Here is a 20679-nt window from a genome sequence, read left to right on the forward strand (position 1 = left end):
AATTGTTTCTAGACGTTTTTTTTATTTTAAAAGTGCTTCTAATGTTAAAAGGTCTAAAACGCCGTCAGATAAAAGATTGTTTTTAGTTTCAAAACTCTTAATTGCATTAAAAGTTTCTTTTTTATAAAGACCATCTATTTCAAGTTCGTATCCTTTATCAGCTAAAATTTTTTGAATTTCAAAAACAATAGGATGTTTGCTTCCAAACTTAATCTGAGGAGTATTCTTAAATAATGTAATTAACTTATTAGTGTAAAGATTTTTATTGTAAGTTTTTAAATCGACTCTATTTTTAGTTAAAAATTCAATCTCTTTACTCGTTAATCCTTTCGATTTTAATTCAGAAGATTTAGATAAAATATCTTCATAATATTTTACTGTAGCTAATTTTTTAGCATAAGTATCAACTGCTATTTTTGTTTCGTTATCATCGTCTTCTGGTGTTCTAACATCTATATTGTTTGCAGACCATTGTAACATTACAAAACTATTAAGTTCTTCTACAGCCTGATAATACTTTAAAACAATTTCTTGATTGTAGTATTCTAAATCAATAGTTTTAGTTGATGTATAATTAACTTCTGGTGAGTTGTATCTTTTGTACTGGTTGTATTTTCCAAAGCCAATAAAAAAAGTAATAATCAGCAACAAAAAAATTATAATTTGTTTCATTAAGATAAAAAGTTGTAGTTAGGTATAACAAAAGTAATAAAAAGCTATATTTATATTGCATTTAAATAAACCCAATGATTATTTTCTTTACAAAATGTAGAATGTTCTTTAATGGTTTCTAAATTTCCGTTTTCAATAAAAAATGCAGTAAATTCTACACTATTATTCGTAGAATTATGAATTTGAAGTTTTGCCCAATCAACAGATTTAGTCCACTTTTTTAATTCTTTGTACTCTTTATTAGACAATCTTGTTGTACTGTGATGACTTTTATGTAAATAATCTGTATTACCCAACACAAAAGCACTGTATCTAGAACGCATTAATTCTTCTGATGTTTTTACAGAAAAAATATCATCATGAGCTTTTTTACAGCAATTTTTATATAATTTATTTGGGTTACAAGGACAATTCATACCTAATTTAATTTTTCATTTTCTTTAATTCTAAAACATCTTTCTTCGCCTAAATAATTTGGGTTACCAAATTCTTCAGACCAAAAACCATCTAAAATATCTTTAGATAAACATCTGTAAACAACTGTTCCTTTGTAAATATTGCTTTCATCACCTTGATATTCAAAATTAATAACTAAGATATTGTCTTTAAAAAAACCTTCTCCAAATTGTTGCTGACTCTTATTAATTAGCCAAACAGCTTTAATTTTGTTGTTGTTTAGTAAGCTTAAATTTAAAATACCTTTATAAGTGTTTTCAGTATTATCTTGGTTTTTACCTATTATTTGATATTCACCAATTAAATCTTCTATTTGCATGACTATTATTAAGATTACAAAGGTAAATGTTTCATGATTATAAAAAAAAACCACTCTGTTTGAGTGGTTTTTTTAATTTTATTTAAGTTGATTAGAGTTTAACAGAAATACTGCATTGGCTACAAATAGTTTTCCGTTTTCCCAAAAAGATCTAAATAAAGGATTATCTACCATATAAACAATACTTCCTCTTCCCATCGTTTGTTCTCCAAACAGTAAAGATTCAGGTACATTTTTTACAGCTTTACTTCCTGCATAACCAGAAACATTGTTAGAGTTTTTATCAAAATAACCAACATTATATCCTTTTTTTAAGTAACTGTATGAGGTTCCGCTTAGTTTTAAAGAAAAATATTCTTTATCATATCCAAAAGCTAACGGATGCGAATTGTCTAATGTGCTTTTAAAAATACTTCCAGTAATTAAATTAGCAACACTTTTACGTTCTCTATCTTGGTAAGGAACTAAATTATTGTCAGTTTCTATTTCTGCATTCTTTTTTGTTTTTAAAGAGAATCCTTCTTTATTGGCAAAACTATTTAATGCATTTCCTATTGCTACTAATGTTCCGCCAGATCTTACCCATTTTTTTAAGTTAGATAAAGTAGAACCACTTAAAATACTATTGTAATAACCACTAGGTAAGATTATAACATCATATTTACTTAGATCTGTATAACCAAAATTACTAGAGTTTATGTTAGTAATTGGGTATTCTAATTGAGTTTCAAAAAAGTGCCAAACTTCACCAAAACTTAAAGAAGAAGTTGCTTTACCAGAAACAACTGCTATTTTTTGCTTGTTAATTGGTTTAATTGCTGATGAACCAAAATCTACACCAGACTGAGAAAAACCAGTGGCAACAGATGTTAATTTACGTTGATGTTTGTCTGCTATTGCTACAATTTTTGAATCAAAATCTGTGTTTCTGTTATCATTTCTAAGTATTATTAAAGTTCCTTTATCGTAAGATGTATTTTTTGCTGAAAAAGATTTTTCTGCAAACCTTGGTACAATATTATTCTTTAATAAATCTGCTAAGAAAGTAGCATCAGCAAGACTATTCCATTTAGAAACATATGCATAAGCACTTTTATCTTCAGAATTTACAATAGTATTGTTAGTGTTAATAGTTGTAGAGTTTACCTTACTTTTAGATGCAACAGCATTAAAACCATAAGCATACGGTAAAGACCATGCTGTAATATCATAAGTTAAAGAATCTACTAATTTAGCATTTGGTTCAAACAAAGCTTTTACCATTTTACCTTTTGGCTGATCTGTATGAATAACTAAATCTTTATTGCTAACGTCTAATTTAGCATCTTTTTGAGTAGTATAACTATATCCTTTTACAGAACCATTTTTAGCACTTTCATATTTTATTTCATGAGTGTCTAATAACTCTTTTAGACGATTCATTTTGTCTACGTTTTCGTTCTTTAAAACATAACTTTTAAAGTTTAAACCAGTATTATTAAAGAATTTTCTGAATTCTAAGTTTAGTTTTTTAGCATTTTTTGAAGAAATCTCTACAGTAGATAAACCTGTAGTTAAATGGTGTGTTGCTCTATCTTTTAAAGTTAAAATTTCACCTTCATCTGTATGAATACCTAAACCTGCACGCCCATGACCAGCTTGTTCATAGGTCATACCAATTGCGCCCATATATGTTGGGTAAGTATCGCCATAACTTGGGTATAATAAATCGAAACTTTCTTTTGTAAAATACAACCAACCTTCTTTATCGAAATATTTTGCGTGATTTTTACCAATTTGTGTTTGAAAATCTCTTTGCCAATCAGTAATAATTTCATGAAAAGGTTCTGCCGCAGGAGCAAAGTAATACGGATTATTAATTCCTTGTTCATGAAAATCTACATGAATGTGAGGTATCCATTTATTGTAAACTTTAATTCTTTGTTTAGATTCTACTTGTGTTGCCCAAGCCCAATCTCTATTTAGATCGAATAAATAGTGATTTGGTCTTCCTCCTGGCCAAGGTTCTGTATGTTCTTTAGCATTTTGATCTGTATTATAAGGTGTGCTTTTTACTTGATTGTACCAATTTACATATCGATCTCTACCATCAGGATTTATACAAGGATCTAAAATAACAACCGTGTTTTCTAACCAAGCTTTTTTTGCAGTAACCAATTCGTATAATGTTAACATTGCTGCTTCTGTACTAGAAGCTTCGTTACCATGTACATTATAACTTAGCCATACAATGGCAATATCGTTTTTAGAATTACCAGAAATTACACCTGTTTGACTTAGATTATTTTTTCTTATGCTTTCTAAATTCTTAATATTTTCTGCAGAAGAAATGTAACTAACATATAAAGGTCTGTGTTCATTTGTTTCGCCATATTTCTCTAACTTTACATTAGATAAAGTGTTGCTAACATAATTAAAATAGTCTACAACTTTATGATGTCTTGTAAAACGAGCGCCAATTTCGTAACCTAAAAATTCTTTTGGAGATTTAATTTTTTGAGAAAATAGTGTTCCTGTTAATAAAAAAAGAACAACTACAATAGATTTGATTTTCATGTAAGTGTTTGATTAGAAAATCAAAAGTAATAATATATTTTTAAAATTGTTAATTTGCAGAAAATAGAACTTGTTAAAACTTTGTTAGATTGATTTGTAGTGATTTACAAAGCTTAAAATAGTTGTATTTTTATAAAAAATTTAGAAGTTAAAATGAGCAGTAAGATAGACAGAGAATGTTGTTGTATTAAAAACCATGTAGCCTAATGAAAGTTACTCAAATTCCGTTTAAAAAAACAGGTTTTTTCTCTAATACAATGATAGATTATTTAGAGCAAAAAGATACTTTAAAACCGTTTTACAATAATTTTCCAGATATTACAGGGTTTTACAATCAAATAGAAGAAAAAGAAACATCTTTTAGTTTGCAAACTCGTTTGGTTTTGGCAGAAGCGATAAAAAATCAATATTTAAATTTTGATGTTTCAGCGAAAACGGAAGAAAACATACAACTTTTAAAACTTAAAAATACTTTTACAATTACAACCGGTCATCAATTAAACTTATTTACAGGACCGTTGTATTTTTTATATAAAATTATTTCTGCTATTAATTTAGCAGAAGAATTGTCAGAAAAATTTCCAGAGAAAAATTTTGTGCCAGTTTATTGGATGGCAACAGAAGATCACGATTTTGATGAGATTAACTATTTTAACTTTAAAGGTAAAAAAGTTGTTTGGAACAGAGAAGATGGTGGGGCAGTAGGACGATTTTCTACCGAAGGTTTAGATAACGTTTTAAATGTTTTTGCAAATCAATTAGGTGGTTCTAAAAATGCTACTTATTTACGAACTCTTTTTTCTGATGGTTATTTAAAGCATAATAATTTAGCAGATGCAACACGATATATCGCAAACGAATTGTTTAAGGAATTTGGATTGGTAATTGTTGATGGAGATGATAAACAATTAAAAGAACTTTTTATTCCTTTTGTTAATGATGAACTAGAGCATGGTACTTCGTTTAAAGAAGTTTCTAAAACTATAGAAAAATTAGAAGAAAATTATAAAATTCAAGTAAACCCTAGAGAGATTAATTTATTTTATTTAGGTGATAATTATAGAGAACGTATCGTTTTTGAAGAAGGAATTTATAAGATAAACAACACGGAAATTACGTTTACTAAATCAGAAATTCTACAGGAAGTAGAAAAAAATCCGAAAGCATTTTCGCCAAATGTAATAATGAGACCTCTTTATCAAGAAGTTATTTTACCAAATATTTGTTATTTAGGTGGTGGAGGCGAAATGGCATATTGGTTTGAGTTAAAACAATATTTTAATAAAGTAAATGTTCCTTTTCCAATTTTATTATTAAGAAATTCTGTGCAAGTTGTCTCAGAAAAGCAACAACGAAAACTAGATAAATTAGATATTTCTATAGAGGAGTTGTTTTTAAATCAACACAAGTTATTATCTAAAAAAGTAATTGAAAACGCAGATTTAGAAGTTAATTTTAACAATAAAATCGCTTATTTAGAACAACAATTTGAAGAATTAAAAGTGGTTGCAGAAAAAACAGATGTTACTTTTATAAATGCAGTAAAAGCTCAAGAAAAGAAACAAATTAAAGGTTTACAGAATTTACAGAAGAGATTAGTTAGAGCAGAAAAAAGAAGGCAAAAGGATTTGGTAGATCGAATTACTTCTCTTCAAAATGAAATTTTACCGAATCAGAGTTTAGAAGAAAGACAGCGTAATTTCTCTGAATATTATTTAGAATATGGTAGTGGCTTTATAAAAGCGCTTAAAAAATCTTTAAAACCATTAGATCTTCAATTTACTGTTTTAGAACTTTAATGTAGTATAAAATTTACAGTTCTAAAAATATGGTTTATAACCATTAATTGTTTTAAAATATCGATATTTATGAATAAAGAAAAAGGTTTACATCCAAAAAATAAATTTAATACAGGTTATAATTTTGATGAACTTGTTCTTAATAATTCTAATTTAAAGGAGTTTGTAGCAACAAATAACTACGGAAATTTAAGTATCGATTTTTCGAACCCTAATGCTGTAAAAGAATTGAATAAAGCACTTTTATTTTCTTATAATAAATTAAATGTTTGGGATTTTCCTGACGAAAATTTATGTCCGCCAATTCCTGGTCGTTTAGATTACATTCATCATTTATCTGATTTGCTTTCATCCGAAGAAAATATTAAAATATTAGATGTAGGAACCGGTGCAACTTGTATTTATCCTATTTTAGGTGTAGCAGAGTATAATTGGACATTTGTTGGTTCTGATATTGATTTAGATTCTTTAGATTATGCACAAGACATTATTTACGATAATAAGTTAGAAGAGAATATCACTTTACGCCAGCAATTTAACGAGCAAAATATTTTAAAAGGAATTATAGAAGAAGAAGATTCTTTTACTGCAACGATGTGTAATCCTCCTTTTTATAAATCTGCAGAAGAAGCACAAGGTGCAAACCGAAGAAAGACTAAGAATTTAGGAAATAATGCAGTTAGAAATTTTTCTGGGAATAATAATGAGCTTTGGTATGTTGGCGGAGAAAAAGCTTTTCTACACAATTATTTATACGAAAGTTCTTTGTTTAAAACCAAAAGCAAATGGTTTACAAGTTTAGTTTCTAAGAAAGAAAATATAGAAAGTTTAGAGAAATCTTCAAAAAAATTAGGTGCAGTACAGTTTAAAGTAATCCCAATGAATCAAGGTAATAAGGTTACTAGAATTGCTTGTTGGCAGTTTTAATTAAAAGGATTTTTAATTGTATACTAGATCTTTAATATTGTATTTTTTGCAAATGTAGTGTAGTATTGTATACACTAACATATGTACAAAAACCAAACAGATAAAAGCATATAAAGGTACTCCGAAAAGCTGATAAGGCCAATAATAGGTCCAAACACCTAGCTGAATTGTAATAACTTCACCGAAAGCAGGTAATATTAATGCTAAAATTAAAGCAAGTATAATTTTATTTTTTTGACTTTTATTTTTTAATAACGGAATTAATTTTAATTCTAATTTGTATAAAAAATAGAAGGCATACATCCAAGCAAAAGGTAGCCAAAGCGGTAATTCTCTGCTAACTTCATGGTATTCCCAATAACCGTTTGCAACACCCCAAGTTTCACCTACAATTCCGCCAAAGCAAGTTAAAAGCATTCCTATAAGTAACAACCAATTTTTATTTTTGGGTTTAATAATATCCTTGTAAACGTTATGCGTAAGTTTTGCAACTAAAATTAAGGCAATTATTAAATCGTATTCTTTTAAATAACCAATAAAAACACCTGCAACTATTAATTTGGCAATTCCTTTTAAAAGTTCTGCTAAAAATTTCTTCTTATTAGTTATCAAAATTCTGAGGGTCGTTTTTTAATTTTTGATATCTTTTCTCATACATATTATAAGTTATGTAATAGGTAAGTAGAAAATAAATACAGAAAATAGAAATAAATTTAAATGCAAATTGCAAAGTTAAAAAGCCTTTTAAACTTTCTAAAGCTTGAAAAATAAAACTAAAAGGAACAGCAAAATACAAGCTTTGTAGTAAAGCATATTTAAGTCTATTTTCTCTTTTTGGTTCCCAATACTTTAGTAAACCTTCGTTTTTCTTTTTGTAGTAGTCTTTTGAGTTCATTAGAAACTTTTATTAATTTTCAAATATAAAAAAAACCGAAGCAAATTTGCTTCGGCTTTATTATAGAATTTTATAATTCTTATAAATTAGGAATTACTAATTCTTGACCTGGATGAATTACATCTGGGCTTTTTAAGATATTAGTATTTGCTTCAAAGATAGCAGTATATTTAGATGACTTACCATAATATTGCTTTGCGATTTTACCAAGAGTATCTCCGCTTTTTACAGTATGGTTTGCAAAGATAGAAGTATCTTCTACAGAAATATCTGCCATAATATCTGTAGGGTTTTCACCACCAACTTTTTTTATTTCATCCCAAAGTAAGTTTTTTTCATATTGGTTTTTTGCAGTACCTACAATATGTAGTACGCCGTTTTCTTCTTTTACATCTCCATTTTTAATAGCTAATTCTTCTCCTAGATTTAATACGCTTTGATATTTTGCTCTCATTTTAATTTTTTGATTTTTAATTATAGTCTAAATGTACAAAAAAACCAAAGCTTTTAGCTTTGGTTTTTCGATTAAACTACAAATTTTATAGTTAAATGATAATTATATATCAGTTATAAATTTTAAATAATAATCTTATAAATGAATTACTTCGTCATAAGCATCTGCAACAGCTTCCATTACAGCTTCACTCATTGTTGGGTGAGGGTGAATTGCTTTTAAAACTTCATGACCAGTAGTTTCTAATTTTCTACCAAGAACAGCCTCTGCAATCATATCAGTAACACCAGCACCAATCATGTGGCAACCTAACCATTCACCATATTTTGCATCAAAAATTACTTTTACAAAACCATCAGGCGTTCCTGCTGCTTTTGCTTTTCCTGATGCTGAAAATGGAAATTTACCAACTTTAAGCTCGTAACCAGCTTCTTTAGCTTTTGCTTCTGTCATACCAACAGATGCAATTTCTGGAGTAGCATATGTACAACCAGGTACGTTACCGTAATCGATAGCTTCTGTATGTAAACCTGCTAACTTCTCAACACAAGTTATTCCTTCTGCAGAAGCAACGTGTGCTAAAGCTTGCCCAGGAACAACGTCACCAATTGCATAATAACCTGGTATGTTAGTTTGGTAAAAATCGTTTACTAAGATTTTATCTCTATCAACAATAATACCTACATCTTCTAAACCAATGTTTTCGATGTTAGATTTAATACCAACTGCAGATAATAAAATATCAGCTTTTAAAGTTTCTTCTCCTTTTTTAGTTTTTACAGTAGCAACAACACCATCACCAGAAGTATCAACAGACTCTACAGAAGAGTTTGTCATAACTTTAATTCCAGATTTTTTAACAGAACGTTCAAATTGTTTAGAAATATCGATATCTTCTACTGGTACTAAATTTGGCATATATTCTACAATAGTAACTTCTGTTCCCATAGAGTTATAGAAATGAGCAAACTCAACACCAATTGCACCAGAACCTACAACAATCATAGATTTTGGTTGCGATGGCAACGTCATTGCTTGTCTATAACCAATTACTTTTTTACCATCTTGTGGTAAGTTTGGTAATTCTCTAGAACGTGCACCAGTTGCAATAATAATATTGTCTGCACTATATTCTGTTACAGTACCATCTTCTGCAGTAACATCAACTTTTTTACCAGTTTTTATTTTACCAAAACCATTTATAATATCGATTTTGTTTTTCTTCATTAAAAAAGCAACACCTTTGCTCATTCCGTCTGCAACACCACGACTTCTTTTAATAACAGCATCAAAATTTTTATCAATTGCTTCTGCTTTTAAACCATATTCATCAACATGCTTTAAATAATCATAAACTTGTGCAGACTTTAGTAATGCTTTTGTTGGGATACATCCCCAGTTTAAACAAATTCCACCTAAACTTTCTTTTTCTACAATGGCAACTTTAAAGCCTAATTGAGAAGCTCTAATTCCCGTAACATATCCTCCAGGTCCACTTCCAATAATTATGATGTCGTATTTCATTCTTTTAATATTTACTAGTTGTTTGTTTTATTTTGGGCGTTTTAACAGGCTTTACGTTCTATCTTTTTTTATCGTACCTCAAAAAAAGGATGCCGCTTCAATCCTTAACGCGTGCTAATTTACTAACTTTTTTACATTCTTTCAGGAACCTGAATTCCTAATAAAGAAAATGCAGATTTTATAGTGTCTGCAACTTTTTTAGATAATTGAACTCTAAATGTTTTTTTATCTAAATCTTGTTCTCCTAAAATGTGTACATTTTGATAAAAAGAATTAAATTCTTTCACCAGATCATAGGTGTAATTTGCAATAATTGCTGGCGAATAATTAGCAGCAGCTTGCTGTATTGTTTCAGGATATAATTCTAATTGTTTTAATAATTCTTTTTCCTTTTCATGTAAATCTACAGTTACAGGTTTCGAATAATCAAAATTTGCTTTTCTAATTATAGACTGAATTCTAGCATACGTATATTGTATAAAAGGACCCGTATTTCCTTGGAAATCTACAGAAGACTTCGGGTCGAATAAAATTCTCTTTTTAGGATCTACTTTTAAGATAAAATACTTTAAAGCTCCTAAACCAATCGTTTTATACAACTCTTCTTTTTCTTCATCAGAATACCCTTCTAACTTTCCTAGTTCTTCAGAAATAGTTCTAGCAGTATCTGTCATTTCTATCATTAATTCATCAGCATCTACAACAGTTCCTTCTCTAGATTTCATTTTTCCAGAAGGTAAATCTACCATTCCGTAGCTTAAATGATGTAATTGTTTAGCCCAATCGAAACCTAGTTTCTTTAAGATTAAAAATAATACTTGAAAATGGTAATCTTGCTCGTTACCAACAGTATAAACCATACCGCCAACATCTGCATAATCTTTTACACGTTGTATGGCTGTACCAATATCTTGCGTCATATAAACTGCAGTTCCGTCAGAACGTAATACAATTTTTTCGTCTAAACCATCATCAGTTAAATCGCACCAAACAGAACCGTCTTCTTTTCTAAAGAAAACACCTTTTTCTAAACCTTGTGCAACAACATCTTTTCCTAATAAATAGGTGTTACTTTCATAATAAAGATTATCAAAGTTAACTCCCATATTTTTGTAAGTAACGTCAAAACCAGCGTAAACCCAAGCATTCATAGTTTCCCATAAAGCCACTACATCTTTATCACCAGCTTCCCATTTTAAAAGCATTTGTTGTGCTTCAACAAATAAAGGAGCTTCTTTTTTAGCCTCATCTTCAGTTTTACCTTCAGAAATTAATTGAGCTATTTCTTTTTTATATTCTTGGTCAAATTTTACGTAATAATTACCAACTAATTTATCACCTTTTAAACCTGTAGATTCTGGCGTTTCTCCGTTTCCGAATTTTTCCCAAGCCAACATCGATTTACAGATATGAATTCCTCTATCGTTAATAATTTGAGTTTTGTAAACTTTTTTACCAGACGCTTTTATAATTTCTGCAACAGAATATCCTAATAAATTATTACGAACGTGGCCTAAATGAAGAGGTTTGTTTGTGTTCGGAGAAGAATATTCTACCATAATAGCTTTTTCATTAGCCTTTGGTGTTTCAAAACCATAAGAAGTATTCTCTAGAATCGCATTAAAAAAGTTTGTGTAAAAAGAATCGTCTACCACTAAATTTAAAAATCCTTTTACAACATTAAAATTGGTGATTTCGGTAACGTTTTCTACTAAATATGTACCTAAATTTTCTCCTATTTGTACAGGATTTCCTTTTTTGTAACGTAGCAACGGAAAAACAACAACAGTAATGTCTCCTTCAAATTCTTTTCTAGTTGCTTGAAACTCTACAGACGGAATTTCGATATTATATAATGCTAAGAAACCTTCTTTAACTTTAGTTTCTATGGTGTTTTGAATATTCATTTATTAATAAAATTGAAATACAAAATTAAGGATTTTTATTTGTTTTTCTGAGTGATTTTTCCGGAAGAATAATTGTAATTTTGTATCATGGAAAAAATGCTGAAACAACTCCCAAAATTAGCTAAAGAAGCAAAAAAAGAAAACGAAAAATATTTTGCGAGACTTAAGAAACGAACTCCAAAAAGATTAGATTATTTAATGCAAGAATTACACGATAAAGAGTTTGAAAAAACAGACTGTTTAACTTGTGGTAATTGTTGCAAAACAACTAGCCCAATATTTACTGATGTTGATATAGAACGTATTGCAAAATATCTAAAAATGAAGGTTGCAGCATTTACATCTAAATATTTAGAGAGAGATGAAGATGATTTTATGGTTTTAAAATCTGCGCCTTGTACTTTTTTTGATGAAAGCGATAATACTTGTTTTATTTACAGTGTAAGGCCAAAAGCATGTGCAGAATATCCGCATACAAATCGTAAAAAGTTTATTGGCATAACAGATTTAACCATTGCTAATACAGCAATTTGTCCTGCAACCTATAATATTGTAGAAAACTTAAAAAAGCGTTTGCCTTTAGAAGGCAACAAGAAAATTAAAAGATCTTAAACTCTTTTACTAGTAAAATTTGCATAATTTAATTTCACTATTTTAGTAGAAAATAAATTTATGCAAACTATTTTTTCTTATTTCGAATCGATACCATCTTCTCATCGAAGTTTAATTCTCGTTTCTGGTATTACATTTTTTTGGCTTTTAGAAGTTGCAGTACCTTTATTTAATTTTAATTACAAAAAATCGAAACATGCGCTACCTAACTTGTTTTTTACATTTACAACGATAATTATAAATTTTTCGTTGGCATTTTTATTGCTTAAAACTGCAGATTGGGTAGATGTAAATAATTTCGGACTTATTAATTGGTTGCCAGAAATGCCACTTTGGTTATATGTTACTTTAGGAATATTATTTTTAGATTTTTTTGGCGCTTATTTGGCTCATTTTGTAGAACACAAAGTTGCTGTTTTATGGATGGTTCATTTGGTACATCATTCCGATCATAATGTAGATACAACCACAGCAAATAGGCATCATCCAATAGAAAGTATTATTCGTTTTGCTTTTACTTTATTAGGTGTTTTTGTTGTTGGTACGCCAATAGCTATTGTATTTATGTATCAATCGATGTCTTTAATTTTTACTCAATTTACACACGCCAATATTAAAATGTCTTCAAAATTTGATACGTTTTTAAGTTATTTTATAGTTTCTCCTGATATGCATAAAGTACATCATCATTATAAATTGCCTTATACTGATTCTAATTATGGAAATATTTTTTCTATTTGGGATAGAATATTTGGCACTTACATGAAATTTGATAGAGATAAAATTGTGTATGGTGTAGATACTTTTCCTGATGAAGTAAAAAATTCTTCGTTAAAAGAATTTTTAAAACAGCCTTTTCAAGGATATAGAAAACCAGCAAATATTTAGTTTTTTACTGAAAAGCATTATATTTATCCAAAAAAATAAATGCTATGAAAAAAATTATTTTACCATTCACTTTTCTATTATTATTTACAAACAGTTTAAAAGCAGATCAATGGATGACATCTTTTGAAGATGCACAGAAAATTGCTGTAGCTACAAATAAATTTATATTAGTAGATTTTTGGGCTAGTTGGTGTGGCCCGTGTAAAAGAATGGATTCCGAATCTTGGAGTAAGCCAGAAGTGCAAGAATTGATGGGAAATTTTATTCCTTTAAAAATTAACATTGATTTAGAAAGTAGTCTCTCTAGAAAATATGGCGTAAGAGCAATACCTTTTGTTTTTATTATAGACCCAACAGGAGAAATAGTTTTTCAAAAGATGAGTTATATGAGGAAATCAGAAGTAATATCACTTCTGCAAAATTTTTCTTTAAAAACTAATTTAATGCAAAAAAAATATGTTTCTTTTTTGAATAAAAAATCTGGAGATACTGCATTAGAATTGGCAGAAAGTTATTTAGATTTTTCAATTTTTTTAGATAAAAAGGTAAGAAGTAATTTTTTAAAACTTGCAAATGTTTATTTAAAAAAATCTAAAAGCCTTTTTAAAAAAGAAGGCAACAAAAACAAGGAATCTCAAAGATTATATTTGTTAAGTGAGGTTTACAGAAATACTTTGAAAAATAATAACATAAAGGCCATAACCAAAATAAAAAATAAATTTAAAGAAAGTGAAATTGAAGAAAAAAATCGAACCTTTTATAATTTTTTAAATTTTACTTTGTATAATAAAATAGGAGAAAAGGATAAAGCTAAAATTTGGTATGACAAATTAAAAAAAGATAATAATTATAAATTATTATTAATGAAATCAAGGAAAATTTTATCCATCTAAATTATTAAAAACCATTTCTTAAAATTTATGAAATGGTTTTTTTATTTATAAATTAAATATTTTTCTCGTATCAGTTTAAAATCATTCAAATCTTTTTGCCAAGTATTTTTTATTTCTTCAGCAGATAAACCTTGCTCTATTTGTTCTTGTAGTTTTTTTGTGCCAGCTAATTTTGCGAAAAAATTATTAAAAAAATCTTTAGAAGTATTTTGCTTATAAGCATTAATCAAATAAGACAAATCAAGTTGATTTAAATTCTTAGAATCTCTTAAATCTTCGCCAAAACATAGCTTGTTTTTATGTTTAGGATATTTTGCTCCTTCATTTTCTTTCGGAGTAAAAGAAAAGCTATTCTTCGATAAAAAAGGAGAGCCATAAATTTGAAACTGCATAGATGTTCCTCTTCCAGCAGATACATTTGTTCCTTCAAAAAAACATAAACTAGGGTAAAGGTTTATGCTTTTATCGTTTGGTAAATTTGGCGAAGGTTTTATAGGTAAACTATATTGTGTTTGATGATTGTAGTTTAAAACTGGTATCACTTTTAAATCACATGCTATTCCGTTTTTTAACCATTTTTCACCATTAATCATTTGTCCGTATTCGCCAATTGTCATTCCGTAAACCACAGGTACGTTATGCATACCAACAAAAGATTTATGGCTTGTTTCTAAAACAGGCCCATCAATATAATGAGCATTCGGGTTTGGTCTGTCTAATAATAAAACAGGAATATTTGCTTCTGCACAAGCTTCCATAACATAATGTAACGAAGAAATATACGTGTAAAAACGAGCACCAACATCTTGTATGTCAAAAACAACAATATCTATGTTTTTTAATTGCTCTAGAGTTGGTTTTTTATTTTTACCATAAAGAGATACAATTGGCAAATTTGTTTTGGTATCTAAACCGTCTTTTACAATTTCTCCAGCATCAGCTTTTCCTCTAAAACCGTGTTCTGGTGCAAAAACTTTTTTTACATTTATTGTATTATTGTTGTGAAGATAATCTACTAAATGATGTGTTATTTTTTTAGAACCCATTACATTTGGTGCAACTTCGGCTCTTTGTAAAACGTTTAAAACAGAAGTTTGATTTGCCACAATGGCTACGTTTTTTCCTTTTAAAATATTTAAATATAAATCGGTTCTTTCTGCACCTGTTTTAATTTCAGAAATAGTTCTGATATGATTATTCTGATTAACTTTTGTTTTCTGAGCACAAGAAATCAGGTTAAAATTCAGTAAAAGAACTAAGAATAAATATGTACTTTTGAAAGGTTTAAAATCTGTCATCAATTTGAATTACGAGTTATATATAGCCAAACGCATTATTGCAGGTAAAAAGTATAAAAATAGCATTTCAGCGCCAATAATAAAAATTGCAATTGCTGCAATTGCGTTAGGTATGATTATTATGCTAATTGCTGTAGCAACAGCCGCAGGTTTACAAACCAAAATTCGGGATAAAATGGCTGGTTTTAAAGGTCACGTTCAAATTGTAAATTATGATAATAACAACTCTGATGTCTCTACAACGCCTATAGATATTGAGCAAGATTTTTATCCGGAATTTAAAAATATCAATGGCATTAAAAACGTGCAAGTTTATGCTAGTAAAGGCGGTCTTTTAAGAACAGATACAGCTTTTGAAGGTGTTGTTTTTAAAGGAGTTTCTTCGGATTATGATTGGTCTATATTTAACGAGTATTTAGTTGAAGGTAGATTGCCAGATTTTACGTTACCAAGAACAAAAGGGGTGTTATTATCACAAACAATTGTAAATAGACTTCAATTAAAATTAAATGACACAATTTCTGCGTCATTTTTAAAATCTAGGCAAAATAAGCTTCCATCTAATAGAAAATACCAAGTTGTTGGTATTTACAATTCTGGTTTTATGCAGTTTGATGAAAATATGATGATTGGAGATATTAGAGAAGTTCAAAAATTAAATAAATGGACAGAGAACCAAGTTGGTGGTTTTGAAGTTGTTTTAAATAGTTTTGATGATATAGAAGCAAAAGGAGAAGAAATTTATAGCGAAGTAAGTTTAACGCTTAATGCAAAAACGATTACAGATATTTACCCGACAGTATTCGATTGGATTAAATTATTTGACAATAATGTTTGGTTTATTATTGCAATAATGATTCTAATTGCAGGCATAAATATGATTACGGCTTTGCTTGTTTTAATATTAGAACGTGTGCAAATGATTGGTATTTTAAAAGCTTTAGGAAGTAGTAATTCTAGTATAAGAAAGATTTTTCTATACAACGCTTCTTATTTAATTTTAAAAGGTCTTTTCTGGGGAAATATTATAGGTTTATCAATTATTGGTACACAACACTTTTTCAAACTAATTACATTAAATCCAGAAACATATTACGTTTCTGTAATGCCTGTACATATAAGTATTGGTGCAATTTTAGCATTAAATATTGGGACATTAATTTTATGTTTTTTAATGTTGATTATCCCATCTTATATTATCACAAAAATTAACCCTTCAAAATCGATTAAGTTCGCTTAATTATTAATTAGAAAACCAATTAAAGTTATTTTCAATAATAATATTTTTGTTCTCTTCGATATGCTGTTTAAATGCTTTTGCAACAGACGATAGGTTTTTAGATTTTAACCAAATTAGATTCCAAGTTGTTTCTATTGGTAAATCTTTAATATCTAAAATTTTTAAATCTCCTTTCTGAAGTTCGTTTTTAATACCAATTATAGGCATAATAGAAATTCCTAATCCTGCAATTACCGCTTGTTTAACTGCCTCGTTAGAGGTTAGCTCCATCTTTTTATGTATTTGAATTTTATTTTTTGTTAAATATCTTTCCATTGCTAATCTAGTTGCAGAACCTTGTTCTCTAAAAATAAATGGAGTTTTATTTAACTCTGTTTTTAATTTTTTTCTATCAAAAATGTAATTTTTATTAGAAACAAAAAATAACTTATTTTTCATTAGAGCAATACGCTCTATATTTAATTTTTTAGGAATTGTAGACACCATTGCAAAATCACATTCGTTATTTTCTAAACTTCTAATTACAGACATTTTATTAGTAACATCCATAGTTAAATCTATCATTTCATTTTTTTTTATAAAGTCTGATAAGAAATATGGCATTGCATATTTTGCAGTAGAAACAATCGATATTTTTAATTTACCTGCCAATTTACCTTCAAAAAGAGCCGATTTGTAATTAATTGAAGCTACTTGATCTAAAATTTTAATGGCAGTTTCTGCTATTTCTTCTCCAAATTCTGTTATGTATAGCTTTCTACCAACAACTTCAAATAATGGTAAATTAAATTGATCTTGAAAGTTTTTAAGCTGAATAGAAACTGCTGGTTGAGTTAAAAAAAGCTGTTCAGATGCTTTTGTTACGCTTTTTACTTCTGCTATTTTCTTAAAAATTTCTAACTGATGTAAAGTGTAGTTCATAAATTATTTTAATATATAACATAATAAATATAAATAAAAATATATGAAATAAATCTTATTTCTTTGTGAAAAAAATAAACCATGAGTCAAACAGTAATTAAACCATCAAGACAAATAAAGCCTTATAACAATGATGTTGTAATTCAGGTAACTAAAGCACAATTAATTAAATTTTTACAATTTATAGTAATCATTTCTATGGCAACTATTAACATATTAGCATATAAAACAACAAGTCCTTTATTAAAAGATTTAATTATATCACAAGTTATTTTACTACTTATTTATTTTATAAAAAACTCAAACTTAACACAATTATCAAGTAAGAAATCATGGAAAATTCAACATTAGAAATGTCAAAAAACACAAACACATCACAAGAGCAACAGTTAAAACTAATCGAAGGTAATTTTACTAAGAGTGAAGCCCTAAAGATTATAAACAATGTTGTTAACGTAAAAATTAACTTTCATAAGTTACAAAGGTTATCAAAAATAGAAGGTAATGTAAATGATAAATGTACTTATGATAATTCTAGAATATCAGAATTAATAGATGACCAAGCAGACATGAAATCATTTTTAAGATCTTTAGAAGCAAATGGTAAAAATATAAAAATTTCGAGCACCATAAATATAACAGTAGAAGAGTAATATTTATTTTAATTTGATTTGAACAGTAGGAAAGAATGGCATTATTAGGCTTTCCTACTTTTTTATGCTTAAACATTAATTTATGGATTTACATTATTTAGTAGACAATTTAACAAACCCAGCATTATTATTTTTCTTTTTAGGTTTGATAGCTGTTAATTTAAAAAGCGATTTAAAAATACCAGAAAACTCGTCAAAATTTATATCACTTTACTTATTACTTGCTATTGGTTTTAAAGGCGGGCAAGAATTAGCACATAGTATTATTACATCAGAAATAATTTGGTCTTTACTTTTTGGTGTATTATTAGCATTAATAGTTCCACTTTATACTTATTTTATTTTACGATTAAAGTTAAGTGTAGAAAATGCAGGAGCCATTGCGGCTGCTTATGGTTCTGTAAGCGCCGTTACTTTTGTAACAACAATATCTTTTTTAGAAATGTCTAACATTCCGTTTGGTGGTCATATGGTTGCAGTTATGGCATTAATGGAAGCGCCTTCTATTATTATTGGGGTTTTACTAATCTCTATTTATAACAAAGAAAATAAGAAAAAAACTTCTTTTAAAAGTGTTATACATCATTCTTTAACAAACGGAAGTGTAATATTAATTATTGGTAGTTTATTTGTAGGATATTTCACCAATGATGCACAAGCAGCAGGTATTAAGCCATTTACAACCGATATTTTTAAAGGCTTTTTAGCTGTTTTCTTATTAGATATGGGAATTACCAGTGGAGGCAAGTTAAAAGCACTGTTAAAAAAAGGATGGTTTACATTATCTTTTGCCATTGTAATTCCGTTAATAAACGGTTGTCTTGTAGCTATAATAAGTGGTGTTTTTATAGAAGAAATAGGTAATAGGTTGTTAATGTCGATCTTAGCAGCAAGTGCTTCCTATATTGCGGTACCAGCAGCTATGAAATTGGCAGCACCAAAAGCAAATCCCGGACTTTATATTCCTATGGCTTTAGCAATAACATTTCCTTTTAATATAACAATTGGTATGCCTTTATATCTCTGTATAATAGAAGTTTTTTAGTTTAATCATCCTTAATTTATAATTATATTATAATAGAATCTATTTTTTATTTTTTGTTCGAAAACCTAGTAACGTTTCTAGGTTATCCAAATAAGAATAGGTAATTTATCTTCAATTTAAAATCGTATTTTAAATAATCTTTAAAACTTTTAAAAAAAATGTTAAAAGCTAGTAATGAAAGTGTGATTTTTTAAGGAAACCACAAAAATAAGTATCTTTGTAATCGAAATTTAAGACATGAAATACGCAAAGAATATATTAGAAACTATTGGTAATACACCATTGGTTCAATTAAACAGTGTTACAAAAGAAATAGATGCTTTAGTTTTAGCAAAAGTAGAAACTTTTAATCCGGGTAATTCTGTTAAAGATAGAATGGCTTTAAAGATGATTGAAGATGCAGAAGCAGATGGTCGTTTAAAACCGGGCGGAACAATTATTGAAGGTACATCTGGTAACACAGGTATGGGTTTAGCTTTAGCAGCAATTATAAAAGGTTACAAATGTATTTTTGTAATTTCTGATAAACAATCTAAAGAGAAAATGGATATTTTACGTGCAGTTGGTGCAGAAGTAATTGTTTGTCCAACTAATGTAGAGCCAGAAGATCCAAGATCTTATTATTCGGTTTCTAAACGATTAGGAGCAGAAACACCAAATTCTTGGTATGTAAATCAATACGATAACCCAAGTAATGCAACAGCACATTACGAGCAAACTGGACCAGAAATTTGGGAACAAACAGCTGGTAAAATAACGCATTTTGTTGTTGGTGTTGGTACTGGAGGTACTATTTCTGGTACAGCTAAATATTTAAAAGAGAAAAATCCAAATATTAAAATTTGGGGAATAGATACTTACGGTTCTGTGTTTAAAAAATATCATGAAACGGGTATTTTTGATGAGAATGAAATTTATCCTTATATCACAGAAGGTATTGGTGAAGATATTTTGCCAAAAAATGTAGACTTCTCATTAATTGATGGTTTTACAAAAGTAACCGATAAAGATGCCGCAGTTTACACAAGAAAAATTGCAAAAGAAGAAGGTATTTTTGTTGGTAACTCTGCAGGTTCTGCAATTAAAGGGATGTTGCAATTAAAAGAACATTTTACTAAAGATGATGTTGTAGTTGTTCTGTTTCACGATCACGGTAGTAGATACGTTGGTAAAATGTTTAATGATGATTGGATGCGCGAAAGAGGTTTTTTAGAAGATGAAATTAAAACAGCAGCAGATTTAATTAAAAATCATTCTGATAAACCTTTAGTTACAGCACAAACAGAAGAATTAGTTTCTCATGCAATCGAAAGAATGCGAGATTTTAAAATTTCTCAAATTCCTGTAAAAGATGTTAATGGTTTTGTTGGATCTATAGATGAATCTGTTTTATTACACAATTTTATTTCAGATAAAGATATTGCAGATAAACCTATTAAAGATATTATGGGTAAATCATATCCTATTGTTAAGAAATCTGCAAAATTAGAAGAGATTTCTAAATTGATAAATAAAGACAATCAAGCTGTATTAGTGGCTTTAGAAAATGGCAATCATCATATAATTACAAAGTATGATATTATAAGTGCTATTTAAAATTATAATATGAAATTACAAAAA

The 20679-nt window shown here is 28.4% G+C and carries 21 protein-coding genes; 10 read left to right on the forward strand and 11 right to left on the reverse strand.

All coding sequences use genetic code 11. The annotated features are described in order from the left end of the window. Positions 1–21 precede the first annotated feature (21 nt). From BXQ17_RS01530 to BXQ17_RS01545, 4 genes are all read right to left on the reverse strand, one after another. Complete coding sequence (locus tag BXQ17_RS01530) at positions 22–672, reverse strand: peptidoglycan-binding protein (RefSeq protein WP_077808932.1); 651 nt, start codon at positions 670–672, stop codon at positions 22–24. A 50-nt stretch (positions 673–722) separates the two neighbouring features. Further along, the gene (locus tag BXQ17_RS01535) at positions 723–1088 is read right to left on the reverse strand and encodes a YchJ family protein (protein WP_077808933.1); all 366 of its coding nucleotides are present in this window, start codon (positions 1086–1088) and stop codon (positions 723–725) included. Between the two features lie 2 nt (positions 1089–1090). After that, the gene (locus BXQ17_RS01540) at positions 1091–1447 is read right to left on the reverse strand and encodes a hypothetical protein (protein WP_077808934.1); all 357 of its coding nucleotides are present in this window, start codon (positions 1445–1447) and stop codon (positions 1091–1093) included. A 78-nt stretch (positions 1448–1525) separates the two neighbouring features. Continuing rightward, complete coding sequence (locus BXQ17_RS01545; protein WP_077808935.1) at positions 1526–4003, reverse strand: M14 family metallopeptidase; 2478 nt, start codon at positions 4001–4003, stop codon at positions 1526–1528. Positions 4004–4209: 206 nt separating this feature from the next. Between BXQ17_RS01545 and bshC the strand changes: the two genes are divergently transcribed. Together bshC and rlmF are read left to right on the forward strand one after the other, a co-directional pair. After that, complete coding sequence (gene bshC / locus BXQ17_RS01550) at positions 4210–5802, forward strand: bacillithiol biosynthesis cysteine-adding enzyme BshC (protein WP_077808936.1); 1593 nt, start codon at positions 4210–4212, stop codon at positions 5800–5802. A 69-nt stretch (positions 5803–5871) separates the two neighbouring features. Then, positions 5872–6729: a 23S rRNA (adenine(1618)-N(6))-methyltransferase RlmF gene (rlmF, locus tag BXQ17_RS01555; protein ID WP_077808937.1), complete on the forward strand. Its 858-nt coding sequence runs from the start codon at positions 5872–5874 to the stop codon at positions 6727–6729. Positions 6730–6741: 12 nt separating this feature from the next. Here the strand turns inward: rlmF and BXQ17_RS01560 are convergent, their stop codons facing one another. The 5 genes from BXQ17_RS01560 to argS all read right to left on the reverse strand — a co-directional run bounded on the left by BXQ17_RS01560 (position 6742) and on the right by argS (position 11509). Beyond that, positions 6742–7341: a hypothetical protein gene (locus tag BXQ17_RS01560; protein ID WP_077808938.1), complete on the reverse strand. Its 600-nt coding sequence runs from the start codon at positions 7339–7341 to the stop codon at positions 6742–6744. After that, positions 7331–7624 (reverse strand): hypothetical protein, encoded by a 294-nt coding sequence (locus BXQ17_RS01565; RefSeq protein WP_077808939.1) that lies wholly within the window; start codon positions 7622–7624, stop codon positions 7331–7333. Before BXQ17_RS01565 ends, BXQ17_RS01560 begins: the two co-directional genes overlap by 11 nt. A 79-nt stretch (positions 7625–7703) precedes the next feature. Beyond that, positions 7704–8078, reverse strand: a complete 375-nt coding sequence (locus BXQ17_RS01570) for a LysM peptidoglycan-binding domain-containing protein (RefSeq protein ID WP_187661417.1) — start codon at positions 8076–8078, stop codon at positions 7704–7706. A 135-nt stretch (positions 8079–8213) separates the two neighbouring features. After that, positions 8214–9602: a dihydrolipoyl dehydrogenase gene (gene lpdA, locus BXQ17_RS01575; RefSeq protein ID WP_077808941.1), complete on the reverse strand. Its 1389-nt coding sequence runs from the start codon at positions 9600–9602 to the stop codon at positions 8214–8216. Between the two features lie 131 nt (positions 9603–9733). Further along, positions 9734–11509 carry an arginine--tRNA ligase gene (gene argS, locus BXQ17_RS01580; protein WP_077808942.1) on the reverse strand — a complete coding sequence of 592 codons (1776 nt, stop codon included), beginning with the start codon at positions 11507–11509 and terminating at the stop codon, positions 9734–9736. 87 nt (positions 11510–11596) lie between these two features. Between argS and BXQ17_RS01585 the strand changes: the two genes are divergently transcribed. Genes BXQ17_RS01585 through BXQ17_RS01595 form a run of 3 tightly spaced genes read left to right on the forward strand, consistent with a single transcriptional unit; the run spans position 11597 to position 13902 of the window. Next, positions 11597–12121: a YkgJ family cysteine cluster protein gene (locus tag BXQ17_RS01585; RefSeq protein WP_077808943.1), complete on the forward strand. Its 525-nt coding sequence runs from the start codon at positions 11597–11599 to the stop codon at positions 12119–12121. Positions 12122–12181: 60 nt separating this feature from the next. Next, positions 12182–13009 (forward strand): sterol desaturase family protein, encoded by an 828-nt coding sequence (locus tag BXQ17_RS01590; protein WP_077808944.1) that lies wholly within the window; start codon positions 12182–12184, stop codon positions 13007–13009. Positions 13010–13053: 44 nt separating this feature from the next. Beyond that, positions 13054–13902, forward strand: coding sequence for a thioredoxin family protein (locus BXQ17_RS01595; protein WP_077808945.1), 849 nt, complete (start codon positions 13054–13056; stop codon positions 13900–13902). 41 nt (positions 13903–13943) lie between these two features. Here BXQ17_RS01595 and BXQ17_RS01600 read toward each other — a convergent pair whose 3' ends face one another. Next, complete coding sequence (locus BXQ17_RS01600) at positions 13944–15200, reverse strand: exo-beta-N-acetylmuramidase NamZ domain-containing protein (RefSeq protein WP_077808946.1); 1257 nt, start codon at positions 15198–15200, stop codon at positions 13944–13946. A 4-nt stretch (positions 15201–15204) separates the two neighbouring features. Between BXQ17_RS01600 and BXQ17_RS01605 the strand changes: the two genes are divergently transcribed. Beyond that, the gene (locus BXQ17_RS01605; protein WP_077808947.1) at positions 15205–16440 is read left to right on the forward strand and encodes an ABC transporter permease; all 1236 of its coding nucleotides are present in this window, start codon (positions 15205–15207) and stop codon (positions 16438–16440) included. Between the two features lie 3 nt (positions 16441–16443). On the opposite strand, the gene BXQ17_RS01610 is transcribed toward BXQ17_RS01605, so the two are convergent. Then, positions 16444–17361 (reverse strand): LysR family transcriptional regulator, encoded by a 918-nt coding sequence (locus BXQ17_RS01610; protein WP_077808948.1) that lies wholly within the window; start codon positions 17359–17361, stop codon positions 16444–16446. Between the two features lie 81 nt (positions 17362–17442). Between BXQ17_RS01610 and BXQ17_RS01615 the strand changes: the two genes are divergently transcribed. The 4 genes from BXQ17_RS01615 to BXQ17_RS01630 all read left to right on the forward strand — a co-directional run bounded on the left by BXQ17_RS01615 (position 17443) and on the right by BXQ17_RS01630 (position 20655). Further along, positions 17443–17712, forward strand: coding sequence for a hypothetical protein (locus BXQ17_RS01615; protein WP_077808949.1), 270 nt, complete (start codon positions 17443–17445; stop codon positions 17710–17712). Then, a complete protein-coding gene (locus tag BXQ17_RS01620; RefSeq protein ID WP_254712396.1) occupies positions 17694–18014 on the forward strand; it encodes a hypothetical protein in 321 nt (106 codons plus the stop codon). The genes BXQ17_RS01615 and BXQ17_RS01620 overlap by 19 nt, the downstream gene beginning before the upstream one ends. An 82-nt stretch (positions 18015–18096) precedes the next feature. Continuing rightward, positions 18097–19059: a sodium-dependent bicarbonate transport family permease gene (locus BXQ17_RS01625; RefSeq protein ID WP_077808950.1), complete on the forward strand. Its 963-nt coding sequence runs from the start codon at positions 18097–18099 to the stop codon at positions 19057–19059. Between the two features lie 237 nt (positions 19060–19296). Then, on the forward strand, positions 19297–20655 hold the full coding sequence (locus BXQ17_RS01630; RefSeq protein WP_077808951.1) for a pyridoxal-phosphate dependent enzyme: 1359 nt from the start codon (positions 19297–19299) through the stop codon (positions 20653–20655). The last annotated feature ends 24 nt before the right edge of the window (positions 20656–20679 follow it).

It is taken from the genome of Polaribacter sp. BM10, assembly GCF_002005425.1.
Lineage (GTDB): Bacteria > Bacteroidota > Bacteroidia > Flavobacteriales > Flavobacteriaceae > Polaribacter > Polaribacter marinaquae.